The following is a 17475-nucleotide window of genomic DNA, read 5'->3' as shown; positions in this document are numbered from 1 at the left end:
CGAAACACTTCATGGTTCACACCATGGAGTATTTTTTTGATGATTTTTAGCAAAATTCACACCATTACTTCTTAAGATTACGAAAGGCAATTTCTCCAACAGCCATTGGGATTACGTTTGAAGTGTTGACATAAGTCTTAGTTGTAATCGTATCACTATGAGTGAGTGCTTCAGAAATTTCCTCAAGCGAAACTACAGTTCAGGGTATCTTCGTCAGACTGGTTCGATACTATAATTTACGTAGTTCCTAATTACCTTGAAATTCTAACTAAATGGTTAAACCATTATGTATAATAAAAGACTCCATTTATCAGATGAAATCTTAATTAATGGAGTCAAATTTTTTGTTATTTTGATGTTACTTATAAGCTTTTAGTTGTGAATTTTAACCACTCAGTTAGGTATTCGTTAATTTCTTTCATTAATACATCTAGATCTTCTGCTAAATCAATTGCACCATATAATTCTAAATGGCCAGAAAAGAGTTTCTCGTACTTTATTTTCTTGGTAAGAAGAATGATTGATTTATAATCAGTAGTGTTAGTGTTCTTTATTCTACCTATTTTAGTATCCACTGTATTTTGGGAGAGAATTATGATAAAATATAAGCTATTATTTGTATCCTTAAATACTTTAATAGCTTTTTTGTTAGGCAATATTTGATATTTTAATGAATATTTTTTACATAAATTGTTGATTTTAATTATCAATTTAATTATTTTTAGACAGAAAATATTTTTTGCCTCTCATTCTATTGTTTTATAATTATGATAAAATAAATTAAAAATAAAATATCGTATTATCATAATTGGTCAGTATATTGTCATAATGTAAACGCCTATTTATATAGTTGGAGGGAATAAAGATGCTTAACATTTATGTTTTGGAAGACGAATTACTACAACAGTCTCGCATAGAGACTATTATTTATAAGGTGATAAAAGATGAAAATTTAAAAATTAATAAGTTTGATATTTTTGGAAGGCCATCTCAATTATTAGCAGAGATAACTGAGAGAGGCTCTCATCAGTTATTTTTTTTAGATATTGAGATCAAGGATGAAGAGAAAAAAGGATTGGAGCTTGCTTATCAAATTAGAAAGCTCGATCCCAATGCAACTATTGTCTTTGTGACTACCCATTCTGAGTTTATGCCATTAACATTTAGATATAAAGTTAGTGCTTTGGATTTTATTGATAAGGCACTTGGTGATCTTCATTTTTATGAAAGAGTAAAATCAGCGATTGAATATACATTGGAAAAAAATGGAAGTACTGTTGCTCATGATTCTTTTAAATTCGAAACATCACTATCTCGTGTCCAAGTTCCATTTAATAAAATTCTTTATTTTGAAACATCGCCTACTGTGCATAAGGTTATTATGCATACGATAGATGAAAGATTAGAATTTTATGCTGGAATTTCTGAGATTGAAAAAACGGATAATAGGTTATACAGATGTCACAAGTCATTTGTCGTAAATCCTGAAAACATTAGTAAGATTGATAAGGAAAACAAGCTAATTCTATTTGAAAATGGAGAAAGTTGCTTAGTTTCTAAGACTAAATTAAAGAAACTCAAGGAAAGGTTAGATTTTTAAAAGGTTTTAACTTTGTATATCAATAATTTTTTGCTTGAAGAAATAACATTTGTTGTTCATACTATCGTAGTTTTAATGCTATATCAACAAATTACAGGGGACAAGGTACGTTTTTATCTTTATTTTCTATTACCAATCATTTTTAGAGTATTATTTTATATTGTTCCACCAATAGGATATTTTTCTTCATTATTATTTTGGTTAATTTACTCATTATATAAAAATAAATTTAGTAATCGAACATTAGCTGTATTTTTTGGTCTATATCCAGTAGTTGTCGAAAGTTTATTTAGTAGGGTTATTGCATTTGATTTATTACCGATGTTTGGTGTATCAATAAATATTACAAATAAATTTCCGGTATTATCACTATTGATTGAACTGTTAATATTCCCAACATTTTATTATTTGACCAAAACTATCCAGATCGACTTTAAAAATTTGCAAATTGGGTTTTCTAAAAATCAATTAAAATATTATTTGTTAACATTTGATATTTCAATGGCATTTTATTTTATATTGCTTCAAATTTTTTCTATTTTTACAGACGTGATTCCAAATGCACTTAAATTAAGAGAGAATTTAGTAGGGATATACGTTATTTACTTTCTGATTATGCTAATTTTTTTGCATTCTAAGATCACTGATGAGATTGATAGAGAGTTGAAAGAGCAGAAAGATAACCAAGTTCAGAACTTAGAAAAATATAGTAGTCATATTGAGTCCTTATATGAGGAGATACGATTATTTAGGCATGACTATATAAACATTATTACAAGTATAAAATCAGGTATTGAGTTAAACGATATAGCATCTATTCAGAATGTATATGATACAGTTTTATCAAAAACCGTAAAAGATTTTTCGGATAGAAAATACGATATTGCTAATCTTTCCAAAATTGAAAACACTGCCCTAAAAAGTGTCTTATCAGCAAAATTACTTGAGGCTTATAATAAGGGGGTTGAAATTGCTATAGAGGTGGATGGTAGGCAAGATTTATATTCATTTGAATTGCTAGATTTTATTACAATTATTTCAATTCTTTTAGATAATGCCATAGAAGCAACATTATTATCAAAAGATCCGGAAATTAACATTGCTATTTTTTCTCATAATGATAGATTTTATTTTATAGTTGAAAATAAGACAAGGGAGGAAAGTGTAAATAGGAATAATATTTTTAAAAATGGTTTTTCAACAAAAGGTGAAGAACGAGGGATAGGGTTATATAAAGTGACACAAATTTTAGATAAGTATCCTAGTGCATCTATTAGAACTCAAAGTTTTTCATATGTGTTTAGACAGACAATAGAAATACAAAAAAAACTACAGATTTAGTTATCTGTAGTTTTTTTATATTTTTTAGTGACTTCCAAAGATTTTCCACCAATTCATGAGCTACACCTCTTTTTTATTTGATAAAGATATAATAACAATTTTCAAATAATATTAGATAATTTATCAAAAACAGTCGCTTTTCTATCATAATCTGGATTTATAATAATATTTCCTTGGCATAATGATTTTTCTTGAACAAGTTATGAAAAAAATAAATTTTATTGAGTAAATATTTTATAATTTATTTGTCAGTTGGAGCTGGTAAATAGAATAAAGGAGATGGTTAAAATGTATAGCTAAAGATTTGTTACAGAAAAAATAAAGAATAATACATAGTGATTGGAAGGAAATAATATGAAACATTTAGACAAAGAACAAGCAGCAGCATTGGAAGAAATTTCACAACTTGATCTCTCAATTTTAGATTTAGACGAATCAGATTTGGTGTCGTCAGCAGCAGCAAGTAGTGGTAGCAGTTCATGTAAAGTGACAAGTACATGTGGCTCATCTTCATGTTGTGCATAACATAATCAAAGTAGAGGGAGGAATTATCTTCCCCTTTATTTTGATTGTTGAATGAGTTGAAAGGAAAACAATGAAAAAATATAAAGTAATTTTTAATTCAAGTATGGATATAAATAGTTTTCAAAAAAAATATTTTAATAATGCTTTCAATAGTAATGTTTATTTGCTGGAAAAAAATGCATCGAACAATTTTTTATCATTCATAAGCGAAAAGCCTATAAGTTTAATTGATATGGTTTCAGATGCTGATGTTTGTGAAATTTCATCTGAAAACTATAACTATAATATTGATTTTCCTTGGTGCAAAAACGAAAAATTATTTTTAAATTTTTATTCAAAAATTTTTGAGGCAATTGCACAATTTATTCAAGAGTCAGAATATTGGAATCGTAAAACTACTGAACAAGATTACCTTATTTGTCAGATTTTGGATACTGTTGCTTCTGTACATAAAGATGGGATTACACATGGGTATCTTTCTTTCTATTCCAATTATCTTTATTATTTATCTCAAATAAAATCTATCGCAAGTAATGAGACATTTTTGAAAATACAGAATAAAATCACGCATGTCGATAATTTAGATAAAATTTTTGTAAACAGGGAAGTGACCATCATTAAAAATCTCTATGATGTTTTGCAGGAAGAGATTAAGATGTTATCCGAAAACCAACAAGAGTTAGATTTTAGTGTATTACCAAACCCTTATACATTTTTTAAAAATAGTTCAGTAAATCTTGAATATTCAAAATTTCATCAAACAGTATTTAATAATAAACTATTACTTCGTAGATACACTAAAGATTCGTTTTTTTATTTTTATAGAATAGTAATGGGAATTTTCTTTAAAATTTTACCATTACTGGGGATTAGCATGAATAGGCGAAACCGTATAATATTTTTAGCTGTGGAGCAAATTGAGAAATATTTTGGAATAAATTGGGAAACACAAATCAAGGAAAGCATTAGATGGGAGAGTGAAAAATATGTTAATGCAGAAAAAAGATAATAGATTGATGATATTAGATGGGGCTAAGCTTGTTACTGTAAATAATGTAAACAATATTGAAAGCTTACCAAATAAAAAAATAGTAGCAATTAAGGGAAATAATAGTAAAAAATATGTTAATGTAAAAAAATTTAGTTGGAGTAACAACTTTCATAAATCATATTCATTTCTCGAAAAAAAAGTATTAATCGAAAAATTGGAGCTTAATTTTGGTTCACTATTGAGTCTTAATAATATTACGGATATGTCGACTGATCAATATCCTCTGTTTAATATTAATTACAAAAATATTGTATTAATGGATAAAAATTTGCAGAACATCTACATCAAATATTTTTTAAGATTGATATTACCATATGAAATGTTAGATATTATTGTTGATGAAAAAGATTTTGATAAATATAAAAAATTTTTAAATACAGATAATACTGACAATTGTATTATCTTTAGGCATAAGAATCGTACAAAAATCTTTGATAATCCGGAGGAGAAAGAAGAGTATATTGAACAGTTTAAGAAAATTAAAGATCATAAAGATATAGAAATCGAGGGTATAACTTCAAAAGAACTCAAAATTGAGGAAGTTATACTATTTGATCAATATAGTTGCTTAATAATTAGATAAAAAGGTAATAAGTAATGAGATATAAAAATTATAATAAAGTATTAAATTGGCAAGAAATTACTGAATTGGTAAAGCAAGAAACTCTTGCTCTCTCGGTCCCTAATGGATTAATTGTGATTAAACAAAATGATAATCTATTGTCAGATATTAACTTTTTTATTCAAGTGTTGAAAACATTGAAAGTTAATCATTGGTTTAAATTCTATTATGATGGTCAATTTGATTATTTAGATACTTCAACTAACTATGATAAATATATTGATGAATCAGAACTTGACAATGATGTTAGTCTATTTTCTGATGAGGGAAAAAAATTAGATGGCTTTAATTTTATTAAGCAAGAGTTCCTGAGCTTAAAGGATACAAATAATCTACTGGATAAAATTAGCAAGGAAGTTAATACGATTAATTCTAGTGATAGTTTTAGGGTAAATAGGTTATCAGATATTGGTAAATCAGCACAAAAATTTTTATCCTATCATACTTTTGGGAGATATCATTTAGATCCAGCCGCAGCGCCCTTTACAGGTGTAGCGTACGAATATAAAACGCCAAGTTATAATCAATTTAATTATGGATACGGGAGGTCATTTGATTTCTTAACTGCAAAGCATATTGCTAGTTTGGAAGCAGTAGAAAGATTTGCATCTGAGTTTTATTGTTACGCTTTTGAAAATAATACAAAATGTTTTAGCTATAATGAATTAAAAAATAATTTTTATACTTTACCATTAGATGAAATCACGTTAGAAGAAGGATCACAATTAACAAATGATTCAAAACTATATTGGACCTTAGCACAGGATATTCGAACCGGAAATGAAATTTATGTTCCTGAAGATTTGGTATATTACGGTAATAATCCAAGTCGTGAAGGCTATATTAGGGATATGAATGATAGTTCTAACGGGGTGGCACTGGGTTCAACTTATACTGAAGCGATGATTTGTGCATTATTAGAGTTAATTGAAAGGCACAGTTTCTTAATGACCTGGTATGGGAATGTACCGGGAAGAAGAATAGAGAATTATGAGAATTACCTTTCTACTAAAGAAATGAGTGTTATTAAAAGAGTAAGTGAGAAGGGGGCAAGGATTAATTTATTTGAAATATCTGTATTTGAAGATGTATATGTTGTTTGGGGGCTAATTACTAATAAGCAAGAGGGAACTTCTATTTCAACTTATACTTCTGCAGGTGCAGGATTCAGTGTTGATGAAGCAGTTAAAGCGGCACTGATGGAGGTATCTGTTGGTTATTTGGTACAGGAGAATTACCATGAAGAAGCACCATCTATTCCAGAGAATATTTCAACGATAGATGATCATATTGATTACTATGCGAATCCATTAAATACATTTGAATTTGATTTTGTAAAGAACTTTGAAAAATTTACTGATAGAGAAAACAATTTATTGGCAAAATATCATAGTCAAGAAGAAATCTTGAATCATTTACTGAACACAACACTTAAAGATTATAAGAGAATTATTTTCGCTAATTTAACTTCAAAAGAAATGGCAGACAATAAATTGTTTGTAGTTAAAGCTATCATGCCAGAATTTTTACCAATGACTTTTGGAGCAGGTAATCTTAGAATTAGTCTTTCTAACATTAACAAATCACGCAAACTATTAAATTTAGATGTTATCTGTCAATTTAATCGACGCCCCCATCCATTCCCATAGGAGAGAAGTTATGAATACAAATTGGAAATCCTATCATATGTTTTTATGGGACTATTCAGTATTTGATTCGGTAATTATGTATATTTATAGTCATTTGAATGATGAAGAAAAAGAAAAATTATTTTTTATTAGATACTGGGAAGGAGGTCCTCATCTGAGAGTTCGTATCCAAGAAAATGCATCTCAGAGAATTGAAGTTATTCTTAAAATGGCGATTCAGAATACTATTAAACAGTATCCATATATAAGAAATATTGAGTTGAACAAAGAAGAGTACTATTTAGAAACCTTCACTGACGGGGAAAAAATTGATGTCAAACAAATGCCTTGGTATGAAAATATGTCAATAGTAGAAATACCCTATAAACCTGAACTAGATAGATATGGGGGGTGGGACTTAATTGGATATAGTGAAAAGCTATTTTGTATTTCATCAAAATTAACAAATAAATTATTGAATTTAAAGTTATCATCTCTTAAAAAGATTATTATTTTTTATTATTTTATAACAGAAATTACAAAAACTAACTTACCAAGTGAAGAATTTATTGGAAAGTTTTATTCATTAGGAGGACGATTCTGGCGTAATCTTGGAGTGGAACAGAGTCTTGATGAACAAGAAATGTCTAAAATTCATATGTTGGCAAGTGAGTTGCACCTACAACCATTATTGGAAGAATTTATTGAGAAATTAGGTGATTTATACAGCGTTATTTTCAACTTTGATCACGATTATGCTGATAGTGTATTATTTTCACATCTTCATATGTTTGCTAATCGTCTAGGTGTAAATATTTCGACGGAACTAGCATGTTATAGCTTCTTAGAAGGAAAAGTAAATTATGATTTTGAATAAAAAATATTATATAAATAAAAAACATGATTATAAATATCTGGTGAGACAAAATCTTAGAGATGCACAGAATTTTAGTGGATGGTTAATGAATTTTGCTCCTACTGGTAATTTAAATTTGAAGTTTGAAAAATCATTACCGCAGGAAGATTCGACAAATTTGACAAAAAGTTTTTGGAATATTGATGGTTCAAGAATTGAAATTAAGGATAGTTTAACATTTTCTCTTGAAGCTCGAAGATCAACTCCAGTAGAACATTTAGACAGTGAGTGGTCAGAGGAGGAACTTTTATTTCTTATTAATAAAGCAATTAGTGATGGACGTAGAAATAAGGTCTATAAAGATGAATATATACCACTAAGGAGTTATCCTTCGGGAGGAGCACAATATCCAATAAAGATATTTATTATTGTTAATAAGGATATGGGATATTTTAAAAAAAATCACTCCTATAAAATACATGCAGATTTAGGGATGATTAGCGAAATAGATCAAGTGAATTTTAAATTTGAGGAGATTTTTGCTATTTCTCATTTTAATAAGGAAATTAGCGAAGAAACCAAAAAACTTTCTTTTGCTATTGTTTTAGATATGAATTTAAAACATAGTTTCAAGAAATATAAGTATTATTCTAGGCAATTAGCGATGATTGAAGCTGGTCATATAGGTCAAAATCTTCAATTAGTTTCTACAGCAATGGGGAAAAAATCCCTACCTAATGGGGGAATATTGTCAGATGTGACTAAGGAAGCAATTGGATTGTCAGACAGTCAAGATGATATTGTTATTTATGGAGTGGCGTTTTAAATGGTTAAAGAAAAAATCAATCCTTTTTTTGAGGTATTAATTACTGGCGGTGACACTTTAATTATTAAAAATCGGTTGTTAGATAAAATTTTGTTTAGGTGTGCAATTACTAATTCTTTTAATGAAGATAGTAAGAAGATTCTATTTAATAAACTAGAGATATTATTTCACCAGAAACTAACTGTATCAGATACTGAATATAAGTTTTTAAATCAATTAAAGAAAAATATTCATGAAATCTCACAAGCTGAAAGAAATGCAGTAGATTTTAGTGTTCATCTATTTAAATGGTTACAAGATACACAGTTGGAGAGAGTATCAATTTCGGGAAAAAGTATATCCAGACAAACTGTATTAAAAAATAAATTTGGTAAAAAGGAAGCGATAGTTATTTTAGATTCTATTAAAGAAGATAATTTAATAGAGATTGTAGACTATCTACGTACTTATGACTATTTATATTTTGTACAGACAGGTGTAATTAATTCCGTAGGGCCGTTTATTAAGAAATCCCATCTTCTAGAATATAACTTAAAGGAGATTTTATTTAATACCGATATTGAAACAGTTTTTACTGAAAGTGCATTATTAAATATTAATAGTTTTCGAGAAGAGTTGATTGCGGGAATGATTATTGAAAGAATAAGTAACTATTTGCTATCATTATCTCCTTTACACAATAGAAAATTAATTTTAAATAAAGATAGTAATGTAGTGTTAAGTGAGGAGCTACCATTAGTATAGTATAAGGAGTGGAGTAGTTATGGATTTGTTCGAGTACGGTAAAAAAATATATGATTTGCTTCATCAGACACCTGAATTATCTTCTCAAGAGGTGCAAACAAGGGAGATAATTTCACGAATTGTCAATAATATTGGAGGATATGAGATTATATATGAAGGAAAAGAAGGGTTGATTTATAGTAATGTATTGGGAGAAAATAAACATTACGATTTAGGTTTTAGAGCCGAACTAGATGCGTTATGCTTATCTAATGGGAATGTTTTCCATGGTTGTGGACATGATTTACACATGAGTTCTTTATTACAATTTATGGCTTATTTAAGTAAGCGAAAGACCTCAAAAAGAATATTATTTATATATCAAAGCTCAGAAGAAATTGGAAACGGAGGATTAACACTGGTTAATATATTAAAAAGAAAAAACATTTTAATTGATAAAATGTTTGGTTTACATAATGCTCCAGAAATTCCCGTTGAAAGTATAGCAATAAAATCTGGAGAGACTCTAACAAATAATATTACAAATAAGTTAAGGATTAGTTTTTATGAGAAAGATAGAAATTCAGACAATATTCAAGAATTTCTATCAGTTTGGGATATATTATATGCAAAAATAGTAGCTTTTAATAACAATAATAAAAATATCAATATGTCTATTGGTGAATTTACAGTGGACAGTCAAATTGGATCTCAGGCAACTAATTTAACTTTTAGTTTATCTTTAAGGTCTAATTTAAATGATATTTTTGAGTTAGAAAAGTTATTTAAACAATTTTCAAACGAGTTAAATAGAGTTAATATCGTTAAATCTATGGAAGTGCAAAATTTAAATTACCATTGGCGCATACAAAATAGTCATAGCTTGTACCAAAAATTAAAGAACAATTCTATGTTTCTGACTCTAGAGATTCCAGATAGTTTTACTTCAGATGATTTTTGCTATTATGATCAAATTTCGAATGATGTATGTTATTTATTTTTAGGCAGCTATTTAAAATTTAAAACATCTCGAACTCATACAAGTGATTATAAGCCTAATTTAAAGTTTATCAACTCTTCACTCAAGTTATACAAATATATATTGGAGGAATGCTGATGGAAATTTTCTACAGGAAAAATGATAAATCCACAAATGTTTTATTAGAGAATTTTTTTAATAATAATATAAATAGTTTGATTGAAGAATATAAAAGTAATCAGATCGCTCTCAATTTATTAAAAGAAAATCTAATTACTTTTATTGAAGATTATATTTCAAAAGAAGAGCTTCCCTATACTGTTACAAAAGAATATTTAAAAATAAAGCGACAATTAAAAAAAAGTAAAGAAATAAAAAATACTCTTCCTATGAAAAGCTATGCTTGTGAAGAGTATAATAATAGGAGGGCTAAGAATGAATTATTAGCTCAAGAAATAGAAGATAGCTTAGAACAGGAGCTCCATTCTCAAATTAAAACTTTACCCAAGTTAGTTGAAAGTAAAGATCTTCTACTTTTTAGAAATGAGTATCTCATTAAGAAAATTAATGAGATTAGAAACGGTTCACAGAAGAGACTTAAGAATAAAGAGTGGATATCACTTTATCACTACTTGTCACAACTTACTTTAAAAACTGGAGGAGTTGGTACTGTCAGTAAAGTTGGATGTTTTTCATATAATCGTGATCAAAGTATTCAACTGAGAAATCCAAAAAATAAAGTAGTCATAAGAATTCATAGTTATCTTGAAAATAGAATTTATTATGAGATTTTAAGACAAAACATAGAAAAATTTAAATTTCGATTCTTGGTTAATCAAAACTATATTATATCAGAGGATACAGAATATTATATTTTTAAAGTATTACTTGATAATAATTTATCAAATATATTTAGGGGCCAAGAACGTGAGTTAAAAATCAAGAAAATTTCCTCTATTGACAATCTATTAAAATATAAAATAGTTAGTTATCAGGAACTTAGGAGTTTATTTACTAAGTTAGAAGTTATTAAACTTCTAGACAGTGGGATATTACTTTATGAAGATATTTCCATTGGAAATAATTTTAAATGGATGGATTATATAGAGTTTACTAATGATAGTCTCTTAAATAAATTATTATCAATAAAGGATAATCTAAAGAGTTTGAATAAGAGATTCAATATCAATTTCTTTTTACAATGTTCAGAACAAATTAAATCATTATGTGATTTACTTGAAATTGATACTTTAAATTTCCCTGTACTTACAATAGATACATATACTTCAAATTTAAAAATATCGAAAAATCAAACGGAACTTCTTAATATTTTTATTGAAAATAAGGAACAATTAAGTAAATTTTATTCTATCTTTGATGCTTCTAAAAAAGTAGAAGAATTAGCTTGGGAATTTATGGGAATTTATTATCCATTTGGAAAGGATTTTGCTGATTTCCAAGATTTGGATCAATTTTTATCACAAATGTCTGATTATATTTTTAAAAATATTAATCTAGGTGAACTTCGCTCTGGATTTTTTAATTTAGATGAATACCCTCTTATCAATTATATAATCAATAGTATTTGTGAAAGTAAAGAAAATGAATATGTTATAAGTGAGAATATGATACAAATGATATTTGAAAAAGCGCAAGAAATCAATTATAACTTGGAACATTCGTATACATTCTTTACTCAACTTAGTCAGAATCAATTATTTATAAACCATGTTTATAAAGGATATGGAATCTTTACTAATCGTTATAAAGATAACTTTGAAGAAGGAGTATTTGAAGAAGAATTTGGTTTTGATAAAATTTATGATATACCATATGATTTCGGTTTTAATGCTAATGGCCGTCCTGATAAAGAGTCTTTTGATATATATAATTTGAAATCTCAGGCTAGCAATAGCTTTATAAACTACAGAGATATTAAAGTTGAAAGGCATGAAGTTCAAAAACGTTTGAAATTTTTAAAAAAAGATGGAAGTGAATTCTACTATTCATTTCTTGGTAGTATGACACCTATGGTTCTTCCGAGGACGTTAGCAATGTTTAATAGTCTATCATTGACTGGAGGGATGTACTTTGATATTGCGGACTTAGTTTTGAGAAAAAAATATGATGAAAATCCTACGTTGAATGTATATACTGCACCTATGGTATATTTTAGAGAAAAGAAAATTGTACTTGCAAGAGATAAAACTTTAGTTAGTACTGATTACCTGAATAGTCTAATAAATCAAGCTAAAAATAAAACTGAATTAATCGTGAAATTAAACACTTTACTAGGTGGAAAAACCTTTTTTGTCAGAGAATTTTCTGTAGATTGTAATTTTAAAAACAAGTTTGAAAAGCCTATTTATATTAATTTATGTAGTTCAATAGGAATTGAAGCGTTAAAAAATTATATCAAGGATCTTAGTTGGATTGTTTTTGAGGAGCCAAACCCTAATTTCGATGAAGATTACCTAACTGAATATATTATTGAAAGTAATAATACTGTTTCTGATAAAGTAGGGTCCGATTCTGATAATTGATAAAAATTAATGTTGAATAATGTTATCTTATAGTCATCAAAACAAAGGAGATAGTCATGTTTTCATTGCATAATATTAAGAAAAAATTTGGATCAAAGAATGTGCTTAAGGATATCTCGTTTACTATTAAGGAAGGCGATAAGATAGCTTTGCTTGGATGTAACGGGGCAGGGAAATCCACTTTATTTAAAATTATTGCTGGACAAGTAAAGAGCGATAGTGGACTTATAAAAACTCAATTGGATTTTAAAAATGATATTGGAATGATGCCTCAAGATGATCTTTTGATTAAAGATTTGACAGTAAAAGAACTAGTTTTGCTTAAAGCATATATGAACAAACTAAAGGACTTTGAAGTTGAATCAATGCTTTCTAAGGTAGAACTATCAGATAAGAAAAAAGACCTAGTAGGTGATTTATCGGGGGGGCAACAGAGAAGATTGTCCTTATTATTATCATTATTAAATAACCCTAGATTACTTTTTTTAGATGAACCAACAACTGGTATGGATTTGGCTTCTATAGATAATTTTTGGGAATTATTAAAAGATAGTAGTTGTACATCTGTAATTGTAACTCATGATTTCAATCAGATTGACCAGTTTTTTTCAAGGGTGTTGATTTTAAAAAATGGATATATTTTAGCGGATGAATCTGTCGCTGAAATTCATAAGACAGGAAAAACAATTGAACAATATTATCGAGATTTGAGTAATTTGGAGGAAAAACATGATTAGTCTTATTCAATTTAAACAAGTATTGAGAAATAAACGTTTTATTCTTTTTACTTTATTTATTCCAGTTACATGGTATATGATTTTGAATAATCTTCAAGGGGATATGATGCCAAATATCTTATTGAGTATTGCGGTATTTATCGGTGTAATTGGGAACAGTTTGGCGACATTTAGTAAAAGGATTTCTTCGGAAATAGAGTTTTATAAATTAGAATCAAGTTTTTCAAATTATAGCATAGTTAATTATCTTTTGAGTCAAAGTTTAGTTCAGGTCTTGTTGAACGGATTGATTTTTGCGGTAGTAACTTTAGTTGCAACCATATTTTTTAGATTGCCATTTAGCAATTTGTTAATCTATCAGTTTATTTTATTAATGTTTATGGGAATGTACTTTAGTTTTATTGGTTTTGTAATTGGAGTTCGTGTTGATTCTAAAGTTATTGATACTATTAGCTTTCCTATTATTGTACTTGCTTCAATTACCATTATTCCTTTCTCTCACCTAGCTGTCGAAAGTGATTTTGTAAACACAGTAAGTACAATTCAAAAGATATTTCCAGGATATTATTATAGTCAGATAGTTAATTCTTTAGTAACGTCAAAAGAAATTCAAATTACGGATGTATTGCTATTTGTACTCACAATTGTTATTAATTTACTGCCATTATATTTATTAATACCAGATAAAAAATCTCTGAAAATGAATAAATAAATTTTAAATAGATGACAATCGTATTTATAGTTTTAGATTGTTAATTTCTGAATTGGTCTTTAAAATTACTTTTGGGAGATCAGTTTCATCATAATGGACAACTAATTTTTGAACAATCTAGTGTATGAGTTTTACAATCAGCTATATTTGCTCAATGTTGTTTGATTGGATGGCAACCACAGCACTCAAAACGTTAAAATTTATTTACGTATATTCCAAGCATCTCCTTATTGGGATGCTTTTCTTATATTCTAAAATCAAATGCCTTAGCAATATTTAAAAACACCCTCATCCATAGTTCTGCTAGAATCGTAGGATAAGAGTGTTTTTTATAAGAACGACAGACGATGATTATTTATCGTCTTTTTTGATAATGTTTTTAACGCCTTCGATAGCTCCTTCAACTGCACCTTTAGCGTCTTCTGCAACTTCTTTTGCTTTTGAAGCAACTTTTTCAGCAACGCCTTCAGCTTGTGTTTTTGTATCGCCAGTTAATTTACCGACTCCTTCTTTAACAGAACCTTTAGCTTGGTTAAATTTTTCTTCTAATGACATAGTGTCACCTCCATTAAGTGAATGATTTGTTTCTCTGAATTCAATACAGTTGATTTTAAAAATTAAATATATTCATCTCAGATTATTACGAGTATATTCTTTTTAAAATGATAAGTCAAATTATTGCTACGGTATTCTGAAAGCAGGAACGAGTCATTATTAGATAGCAAATAACGATGGGTTAATAGGTCACCACATTGATTTCGCCTTTGTCATATTCTGCAATGAAGATATCTGATACATCGTCAAATCCTTCTTTTTTGAGTTCATCCATTAACCATTCTTCAGTTTTACCAATAGTCTCTAAAATTTCAATCTGAACAACACCATCGGTAACGATAGGATACTTAGGATTTTCATCTCCCATTCGAACGATTATGAGTTGGCCATTTTGTTCGATGACGGCTCTTTTGACTTCTTTCAATTGGAAGACCCCTTGAGAGCGCAACTTAAGAGCGACGTCAGAAGCAGAAAGGCCTTTTGAGCGACAAGCTTCTGGATCTAATTTTCCGTTTTTTATGATAATAGTTGGTTTTCCATCAATCAGATGTTTGATGAAGTAAACATTGGTATTAAGCCATTTGAGTGACAGAATCAAAATCGTCCAGATGATGAGGATGACGACATATTGAAGGATGGTAATCGAGCTATTGTAGATGACCCCGCCGATAATACCCCCGAGAACAAAGTTCTGTATTTGGTCTACTGCAGAACTTGGCGCTAAATTTCCTTTTCCTGTTACGTTAATAACAAAAACAAGAGAAAGAAGCCCCCAGGCCAATTTAATTGCAATTGTAGCAAAAAAGCTTATCATTTTTCAACCTCCACCAGTTCTACATCTGTTTTATATAAGTCCATTTTTTCAAGTAAATAGCTATCTTGGTCAGTCCCGCTAATGGCGCGATAAAAATTGTCGCCAACCTTAATAATAGCTCCATCAGTAGTAGCTGAAGTATTGACATAAATATCTTTTTTATCAACACCTAACTCTTTTGATACAATCTCGATGAAGTGTAAGGAACTACGAAATTGATTATCATTGGATTGGCTGTTTTGAAAATTCGTAATGCTAATCAATACAAAAGCAATTAACGTCAAAATAGAAATGAGCGATAATTCACGGAACTTACTCCCTCTTTTATCTTTGAAAGCCTTAAATGCAAAGAATCCAGTCACAATCACTAAGAATGTCGACACAATAATCATGGTCCAATTCTGTTGACTAATCTGACTGAGAACATAGTCATATGAATAGAATTTCATAAGATTTCTCCCTTTTTTAAATTCAATCTATTATAAAACAATTTGTTACTTCTATCAACGTATTTATTTGAAAAAGTAGTTTGCTTCATCAAGGGATTGTATTACTTTTCGAAATTCATCTTCTGTCCAAAAATCAACATGATTTTTATGATTGAAATATTGGTGTTTTGACTTATTAATTGTGACGATGTTATAATATCCTCACTCTATCACAAAATTTTTAAATAAATAATAATCTAGTGGTATAATAAGAGAAATAATTTATTTGATGTTGCTGGGGGTATTTATGGCTTTTTTAAATTACAATAAAGATGAAAAGTTAGAATTTAATTATAAGAGAGCATGTGGACTATGGTTAATGGTAGTAGCTGTCATTATTTCAGTAGCTACCTTAACAGGAGGGAAACAAATAATAAATATGCCAGTGTTTAGTATTGGGTATGTTATTAGTTTTTTCTCAATCAATATGAATAAAAAAGTATTGAATAGATTATCCAACGGTTCTTCAAATACATTTCAAAATAAAGTATCTTTATATGCTATTTTTTTACTATTTATTTTAATGTTTTTACTAGGTGGTCCTTTTTTTGCGACTGAAAATTGGAGATTGATTTGGTTGGGTGCATTAATGGCAACCGCACTACATTTTTTTCCGTATTATTTTGTACATGGAAAATCAATGATATTTTTAGGTCTTATTTGTGTCATTAATATTTCTGTAGGATATATTTTTACGGATATTCCATTAGAAGTGATCGCATATATTGACTCAGCAATTAAGTTTGTATTTGGAATATATTTATTATTTTTTTCAAAGCCATCAAAACAGAGGTAAGGCATAGTTCATAGTGTACTGTTGCAAAATTATTTGAGATATATGAAGAATTAGCAAAACAATAGAGGTATTTTTTTGGGTAAACATCAGAAAATATGGATGTAGATAATGATGGGAGGTGCTTTACATTGATAAGTTTAGAGCTACTTTCTGAAGAAAATAGTCTAGATGTCTATTCTTTTGAAAAAGAAAATCGGGAGTATTTTGAGCAGAATTTACCTCCTAGACCAGATAACTATTTTGATTCAGAAGGCTTTAAAGAAATTACAAGGGAATTGCTAACGGAACAAACGAATCGGGATGTCTACATGCATCTTATTAGAGACGCGCAAGGCGTAATGATCGGAAGAATCAATTTAAGTGTTTTAGGGAATGATCAAAAAATAGCGGAACTTGGATATAGGATTGGAGAAAATTACACTAATTTAGGTTATGCCAGCGAAGCGGTTAGACTCGTTTTAGACAAGGCGTTTAATAATTATGGTTTAAATAGAATTATTGCGGGAACGGCAACGGATAATCTGGCCTCTAAGAGAGTACTTTTAAAAAATGGTTTTACATTTAGTAAGATTATAGAAAATGACTTACAAATTCATAATGTGTGGGTTCATACAGCAGTATTTGAGATAACGAGACCATAATATCATCATTTCCAGTTTACTGACAGAACAAATGGAGT

The 17475-nt window shown here is 28.6% G+C and carries 19 protein-coding genes and 1 pseudogene; 15 read left to right on the top strand and 5 right to left on the bottom strand.

Translation table 11 applies throughout. The features are described 5' to 3' along the window. Positions 1 to 64 precede the first annotated feature (64 nt). Positions 65 to 190: pseudogene (locus HMPREF3108_RS10515) on the bottom strand (integrase); the annotation flags it as partial. A 172-nt stretch (positions 191 to 362) separates the two neighbouring features. Next, the gene (locus HMPREF3108_RS08360) at positions 363 to 710 is read right to left on the bottom strand and encodes a hypothetical protein (RefSeq protein ID WP_048778121.1); all 348 of its coding nucleotides are present in this window, start codon (positions 708 to 710) and stop codon (positions 363 to 365) included. A 155-nt stretch (positions 711 to 865) separates the two neighbouring features. Between HMPREF3108_RS08360 and HMPREF3108_RS08355 the strand changes: the two genes are divergently transcribed. From HMPREF3108_RS08355 to HMPREF3108_RS08300, 13 genes are all read left to right on the top strand, one after another. Further along, positions 866 to 1600, top strand: coding sequence for a response regulator transcription factor (locus tag HMPREF3108_RS08355; protein WP_048778123.1), 735 nt, complete (start codon positions 866 to 868; stop codon positions 1598 to 1600). A 75-nt stretch (positions 1601 to 1675) separates the two neighbouring features. Further along, on the top strand, positions 1676 to 2941 hold the full coding sequence (locus HMPREF3108_RS08350) for a sensor histidine kinase (RefSeq protein ID WP_065428750.1): 1266 nt from the start codon (positions 1676 to 1678) through the stop codon (positions 2939 to 2941). 354 nt (positions 2942 to 3295) lie between these two features. Further along, positions 3296 to 3466, top strand: a complete 171-nt coding sequence (locus HMPREF3108_RS10705; RefSeq protein WP_103344441.1) for a thiopeptide-type bacteriocin — start codon at positions 3296 to 3298, stop codon at positions 3464 to 3466. Between the two features lie 70 nt (positions 3467 to 3536). Next, positions 3537 to 4475: a hypothetical protein gene (locus tag HMPREF3108_RS08345; RefSeq protein ID WP_048778129.1), complete on the top strand. Its 939-nt coding sequence runs from the start codon at positions 3537 to 3539 to the stop codon at positions 4473 to 4475. Then, the gene (locus HMPREF3108_RS08340; protein WP_176744527.1) at positions 4459 to 5100 is read left to right on the top strand and encodes a hypothetical protein; all 642 of its coding nucleotides are present in this window, start codon (positions 4459 to 4461) and stop codon (positions 5098 to 5100) included. The genes HMPREF3108_RS08345 and HMPREF3108_RS08340 overlap by 17 nt, the downstream gene beginning before the upstream one ends. 14 nt (positions 5101 to 5114) lie before the next feature. Further along, on the top strand, positions 5115 to 6788 hold the full coding sequence (locus tag HMPREF3108_RS08335) for a YcaO-like family protein (RefSeq protein WP_061601554.1): 1674 nt from the start codon (positions 5115 to 5117) through the stop codon (positions 6786 to 6788). Between the two features lie 10 nt (positions 6789 to 6798). Beyond that, positions 6799 to 7644: a thiopeptide-type bacteriocin biosynthesis protein gene (locus tag HMPREF3108_RS08330; protein WP_048778137.1), complete on the top strand. Its 846-nt coding sequence runs from the start codon at positions 6799 to 6801 to the stop codon at positions 7642 to 7644. Further along, positions 7631 to 8449, top strand: coding sequence for a nitroreductase family protein (locus HMPREF3108_RS08325; protein WP_048778139.1), 819 nt, complete (start codon positions 7631 to 7633; stop codon positions 8447 to 8449). The genes HMPREF3108_RS08330 and HMPREF3108_RS08325 overlap by 14 nt, the downstream gene beginning before the upstream one ends. Beyond that, on the top strand, positions 8450 to 9193 hold the full coding sequence (locus tag HMPREF3108_RS08320; RefSeq protein WP_048778142.1) for a hypothetical protein: 744 nt from the start codon (positions 8450 to 8452) through the stop codon (positions 9191 to 9193). Positions 9194 to 9212: 19 nt separating this feature from the next. Further along, a complete protein-coding gene (locus tag HMPREF3108_RS08315; RefSeq protein ID WP_048778144.1) occupies positions 9213 to 10289 on the top strand; it encodes a M20/M25/M40 family metallo-hydrolase in 1077 nt (358 codons plus the stop codon). Continuing rightward, complete coding sequence (locus HMPREF3108_RS08310; protein WP_048778147.1) at positions 10289 to 12694, top strand: hypothetical protein; 2406 nt, start codon at positions 10289 to 10291, stop codon at positions 12692 to 12694. The genes HMPREF3108_RS08315 and HMPREF3108_RS08310 overlap by 1 nt, the downstream gene beginning before the upstream one ends. Before the next feature lie 56 nt (positions 12695 to 12750). After that, a complete protein-coding gene (locus HMPREF3108_RS08305) occupies positions 12751 to 13431 on the top strand; it encodes an ATP-binding cassette domain-containing protein (protein WP_008808391.1) in 681 nt (226 codons plus the stop codon). Beyond that, positions 13424 to 14143: a hypothetical protein gene (locus HMPREF3108_RS08300; protein WP_008808392.1), complete on the top strand. Its 720-nt coding sequence runs from the start codon at positions 13424 to 13426 to the stop codon at positions 14141 to 14143. Before HMPREF3108_RS08305 ends, HMPREF3108_RS08300 begins: the two co-directional genes overlap by 8 nt. A gap of 351 nt (positions 14144 to 14494) precedes the next feature. On the opposite strand, the gene HMPREF3108_RS08295 is transcribed toward HMPREF3108_RS08300, so the two are convergent. From HMPREF3108_RS08295 to HMPREF3108_RS08285, 3 genes are all read right to left on the bottom strand, one after another. Next, complete coding sequence (locus HMPREF3108_RS08295; protein ID WP_008808393.1) at positions 14495 to 14698, bottom strand: CsbD family protein; 204 nt, start codon at positions 14696 to 14698, stop codon at positions 14495 to 14497. Positions 14699 to 14879: 181 nt separating this feature from the next. Further along, positions 14880 to 15512, bottom strand: a complete 633-nt coding sequence (locus HMPREF3108_RS08290) for a DUF421 domain-containing protein (RefSeq protein ID WP_008808394.1) — start codon at positions 15510 to 15512, stop codon at positions 14880 to 14882. Next, entirely contained in the window at positions 15509 to 15961 is a 453-nt protein-coding gene (locus HMPREF3108_RS08285) for a DUF3290 family protein (RefSeq protein WP_008808395.1), read from the bottom strand. The genes HMPREF3108_RS08290 and HMPREF3108_RS08285 overlap by 4 nt, the downstream gene beginning before the upstream one ends. Before the next feature lie 286 nt (positions 15962 to 16247). Between HMPREF3108_RS08285 and HMPREF3108_RS08280 the strand changes: the two genes are divergently transcribed. Both HMPREF3108_RS08280 and HMPREF3108_RS08275 read left to right on the top strand, forming a co-directional pair. Next, on the top strand, positions 16248 to 16796 hold the full coding sequence (locus tag HMPREF3108_RS08280; RefSeq protein WP_070494459.1) for a DUF6609 family protein: 549 nt from the start codon (positions 16248 to 16250) through the stop codon (positions 16794 to 16796). Between the two features lie 128 nt (positions 16797 to 16924). Further along, complete coding sequence (locus HMPREF3108_RS08275) at positions 16925 to 17437, top strand: GNAT family N-acetyltransferase (RefSeq protein ID WP_070494456.1); 513 nt, start codon at positions 16925 to 16927, stop codon at positions 17435 to 17437. Positions 17438 to 17475 lie beyond the last annotated feature (38 nt).

Source organism: Streptococcus sp. HMSC10A01, from assembly GCF_001807785.1.
In the GTDB taxonomy this organism is placed as follows: Bacteria; Bacillota; Bacilli; order Lactobacillales; family Streptococcaceae; genus Streptococcus; species Streptococcus gordonii.
Note: the sequence above shows the minus strand (reverse complement) of the source record. Positions and strands in the feature narration are given on the sequence as shown.

What these genes read in the sequence shown, in the direction of transcription:
- HMPREF3108_RS08355 (WP_048778123.1), top strand. Translation starts at nt 866, where the DNA reads ATGCTTAACATTTATGTTTTGGAAGACGAATTACTACAACAGTCTCGC.
- HMPREF3108_RS08350 (WP_065428750.1), top strand. Translation starts at nt 1,676, where the DNA reads ATGCTATATCAACAAATTACAGGGGACAAGGTACGTTTTTATCTTTAT.
- HMPREF3108_RS10705 (WP_103344441.1), top strand. Translation starts at nt 3,296, where the DNA reads ATGAAACATTTAGACAAAGAACAAGCAGCAGCATTGGAAGAAATTTCA.
- HMPREF3108_RS08345 (WP_048778129.1), top strand. Translation starts at nt 3,537, where the DNA reads ATGAAAAAATATAAAGTAATTTTTAATTCAAGTATGGATATAAATAGT.
- HMPREF3108_RS08340 (WP_176744527.1), top strand. Translation starts at nt 4,459, where the DNA reads ATGCAGAAAAAAGATAATAGATTGATGATATTAGATGGGGCTAAGCTT.
- HMPREF3108_RS08335 (WP_061601554.1), top strand. Translation starts at nt 5,115, where the DNA reads ATGAGATATAAAAATTATAATAAAGTATTAAATTGGCAAGAAATTACT.
- HMPREF3108_RS08330 (WP_048778137.1), top strand. Translation starts at nt 6,799, where the DNA reads ATGAATACAAATTGGAAATCCTATCATATGTTTTTATGGGACTATTCA.
- HMPREF3108_RS08325 (WP_048778139.1), top strand. Translation starts at nt 7,631, where the DNA reads ATGATTTTGAATAAAAAATATTATATAAATAAAAAACATGATTATAAA.
- HMPREF3108_RS08320 (WP_048778142.1), top strand. Translation starts at nt 8,450, where the DNA reads ATGGTTAAAGAAAAAATCAATCCTTTTTTTGAGGTATTAATTACTGGC.
- HMPREF3108_RS08315 (WP_048778144.1), top strand. Translation starts at nt 9,213, where the DNA reads ATGGATTTGTTCGAGTACGGTAAAAAAATATATGATTTGCTTCATCAG.
- HMPREF3108_RS08310 (WP_048778147.1), top strand. Translation starts at nt 10,289, where the DNA reads ATGGAAATTTTCTACAGGAAAAATGATAAATCCACAAATGTTTTATTA.
- HMPREF3108_RS08305 (WP_008808391.1), top strand. Translation starts at nt 12,751, where the DNA reads ATGTTTTCATTGCATAATATTAAGAAAAAATTTGGATCAAAGAATGTG.
- HMPREF3108_RS08300 (WP_008808392.1), top strand. Translation starts at nt 13,424, where the DNA reads ATGATTAGTCTTATTCAATTTAAACAAGTATTGAGAAATAAACGTTTT.
- HMPREF3108_RS08295 (WP_008808393.1), bottom strand. Translation starts at nt 14,698, where the DNA reads ATGTCATTAGAAGAAAAATTTAACCAAGCTAAAGGTTCTGTTAAAGAA.
- HMPREF3108_RS08290 (WP_008808394.1), bottom strand. Translation starts at nt 15,512, where the DNA reads ATGATAAGCTTTTTTGCTACAATTGCAATTAAATTGGCCTGGGGGCTT.
- HMPREF3108_RS08285 (WP_008808395.1), bottom strand. Translation starts at nt 15,961, where the DNA reads ATGAAATTCTATTCATATGACTATGTTCTCAGTCAGATTAGTCAACAG.
- HMPREF3108_RS08280 (WP_070494459.1), top strand. Translation starts at nt 16,248, where the DNA reads ATGGCTTTTTTAAATTACAATAAAGATGAAAAGTTAGAATTTAATTAT.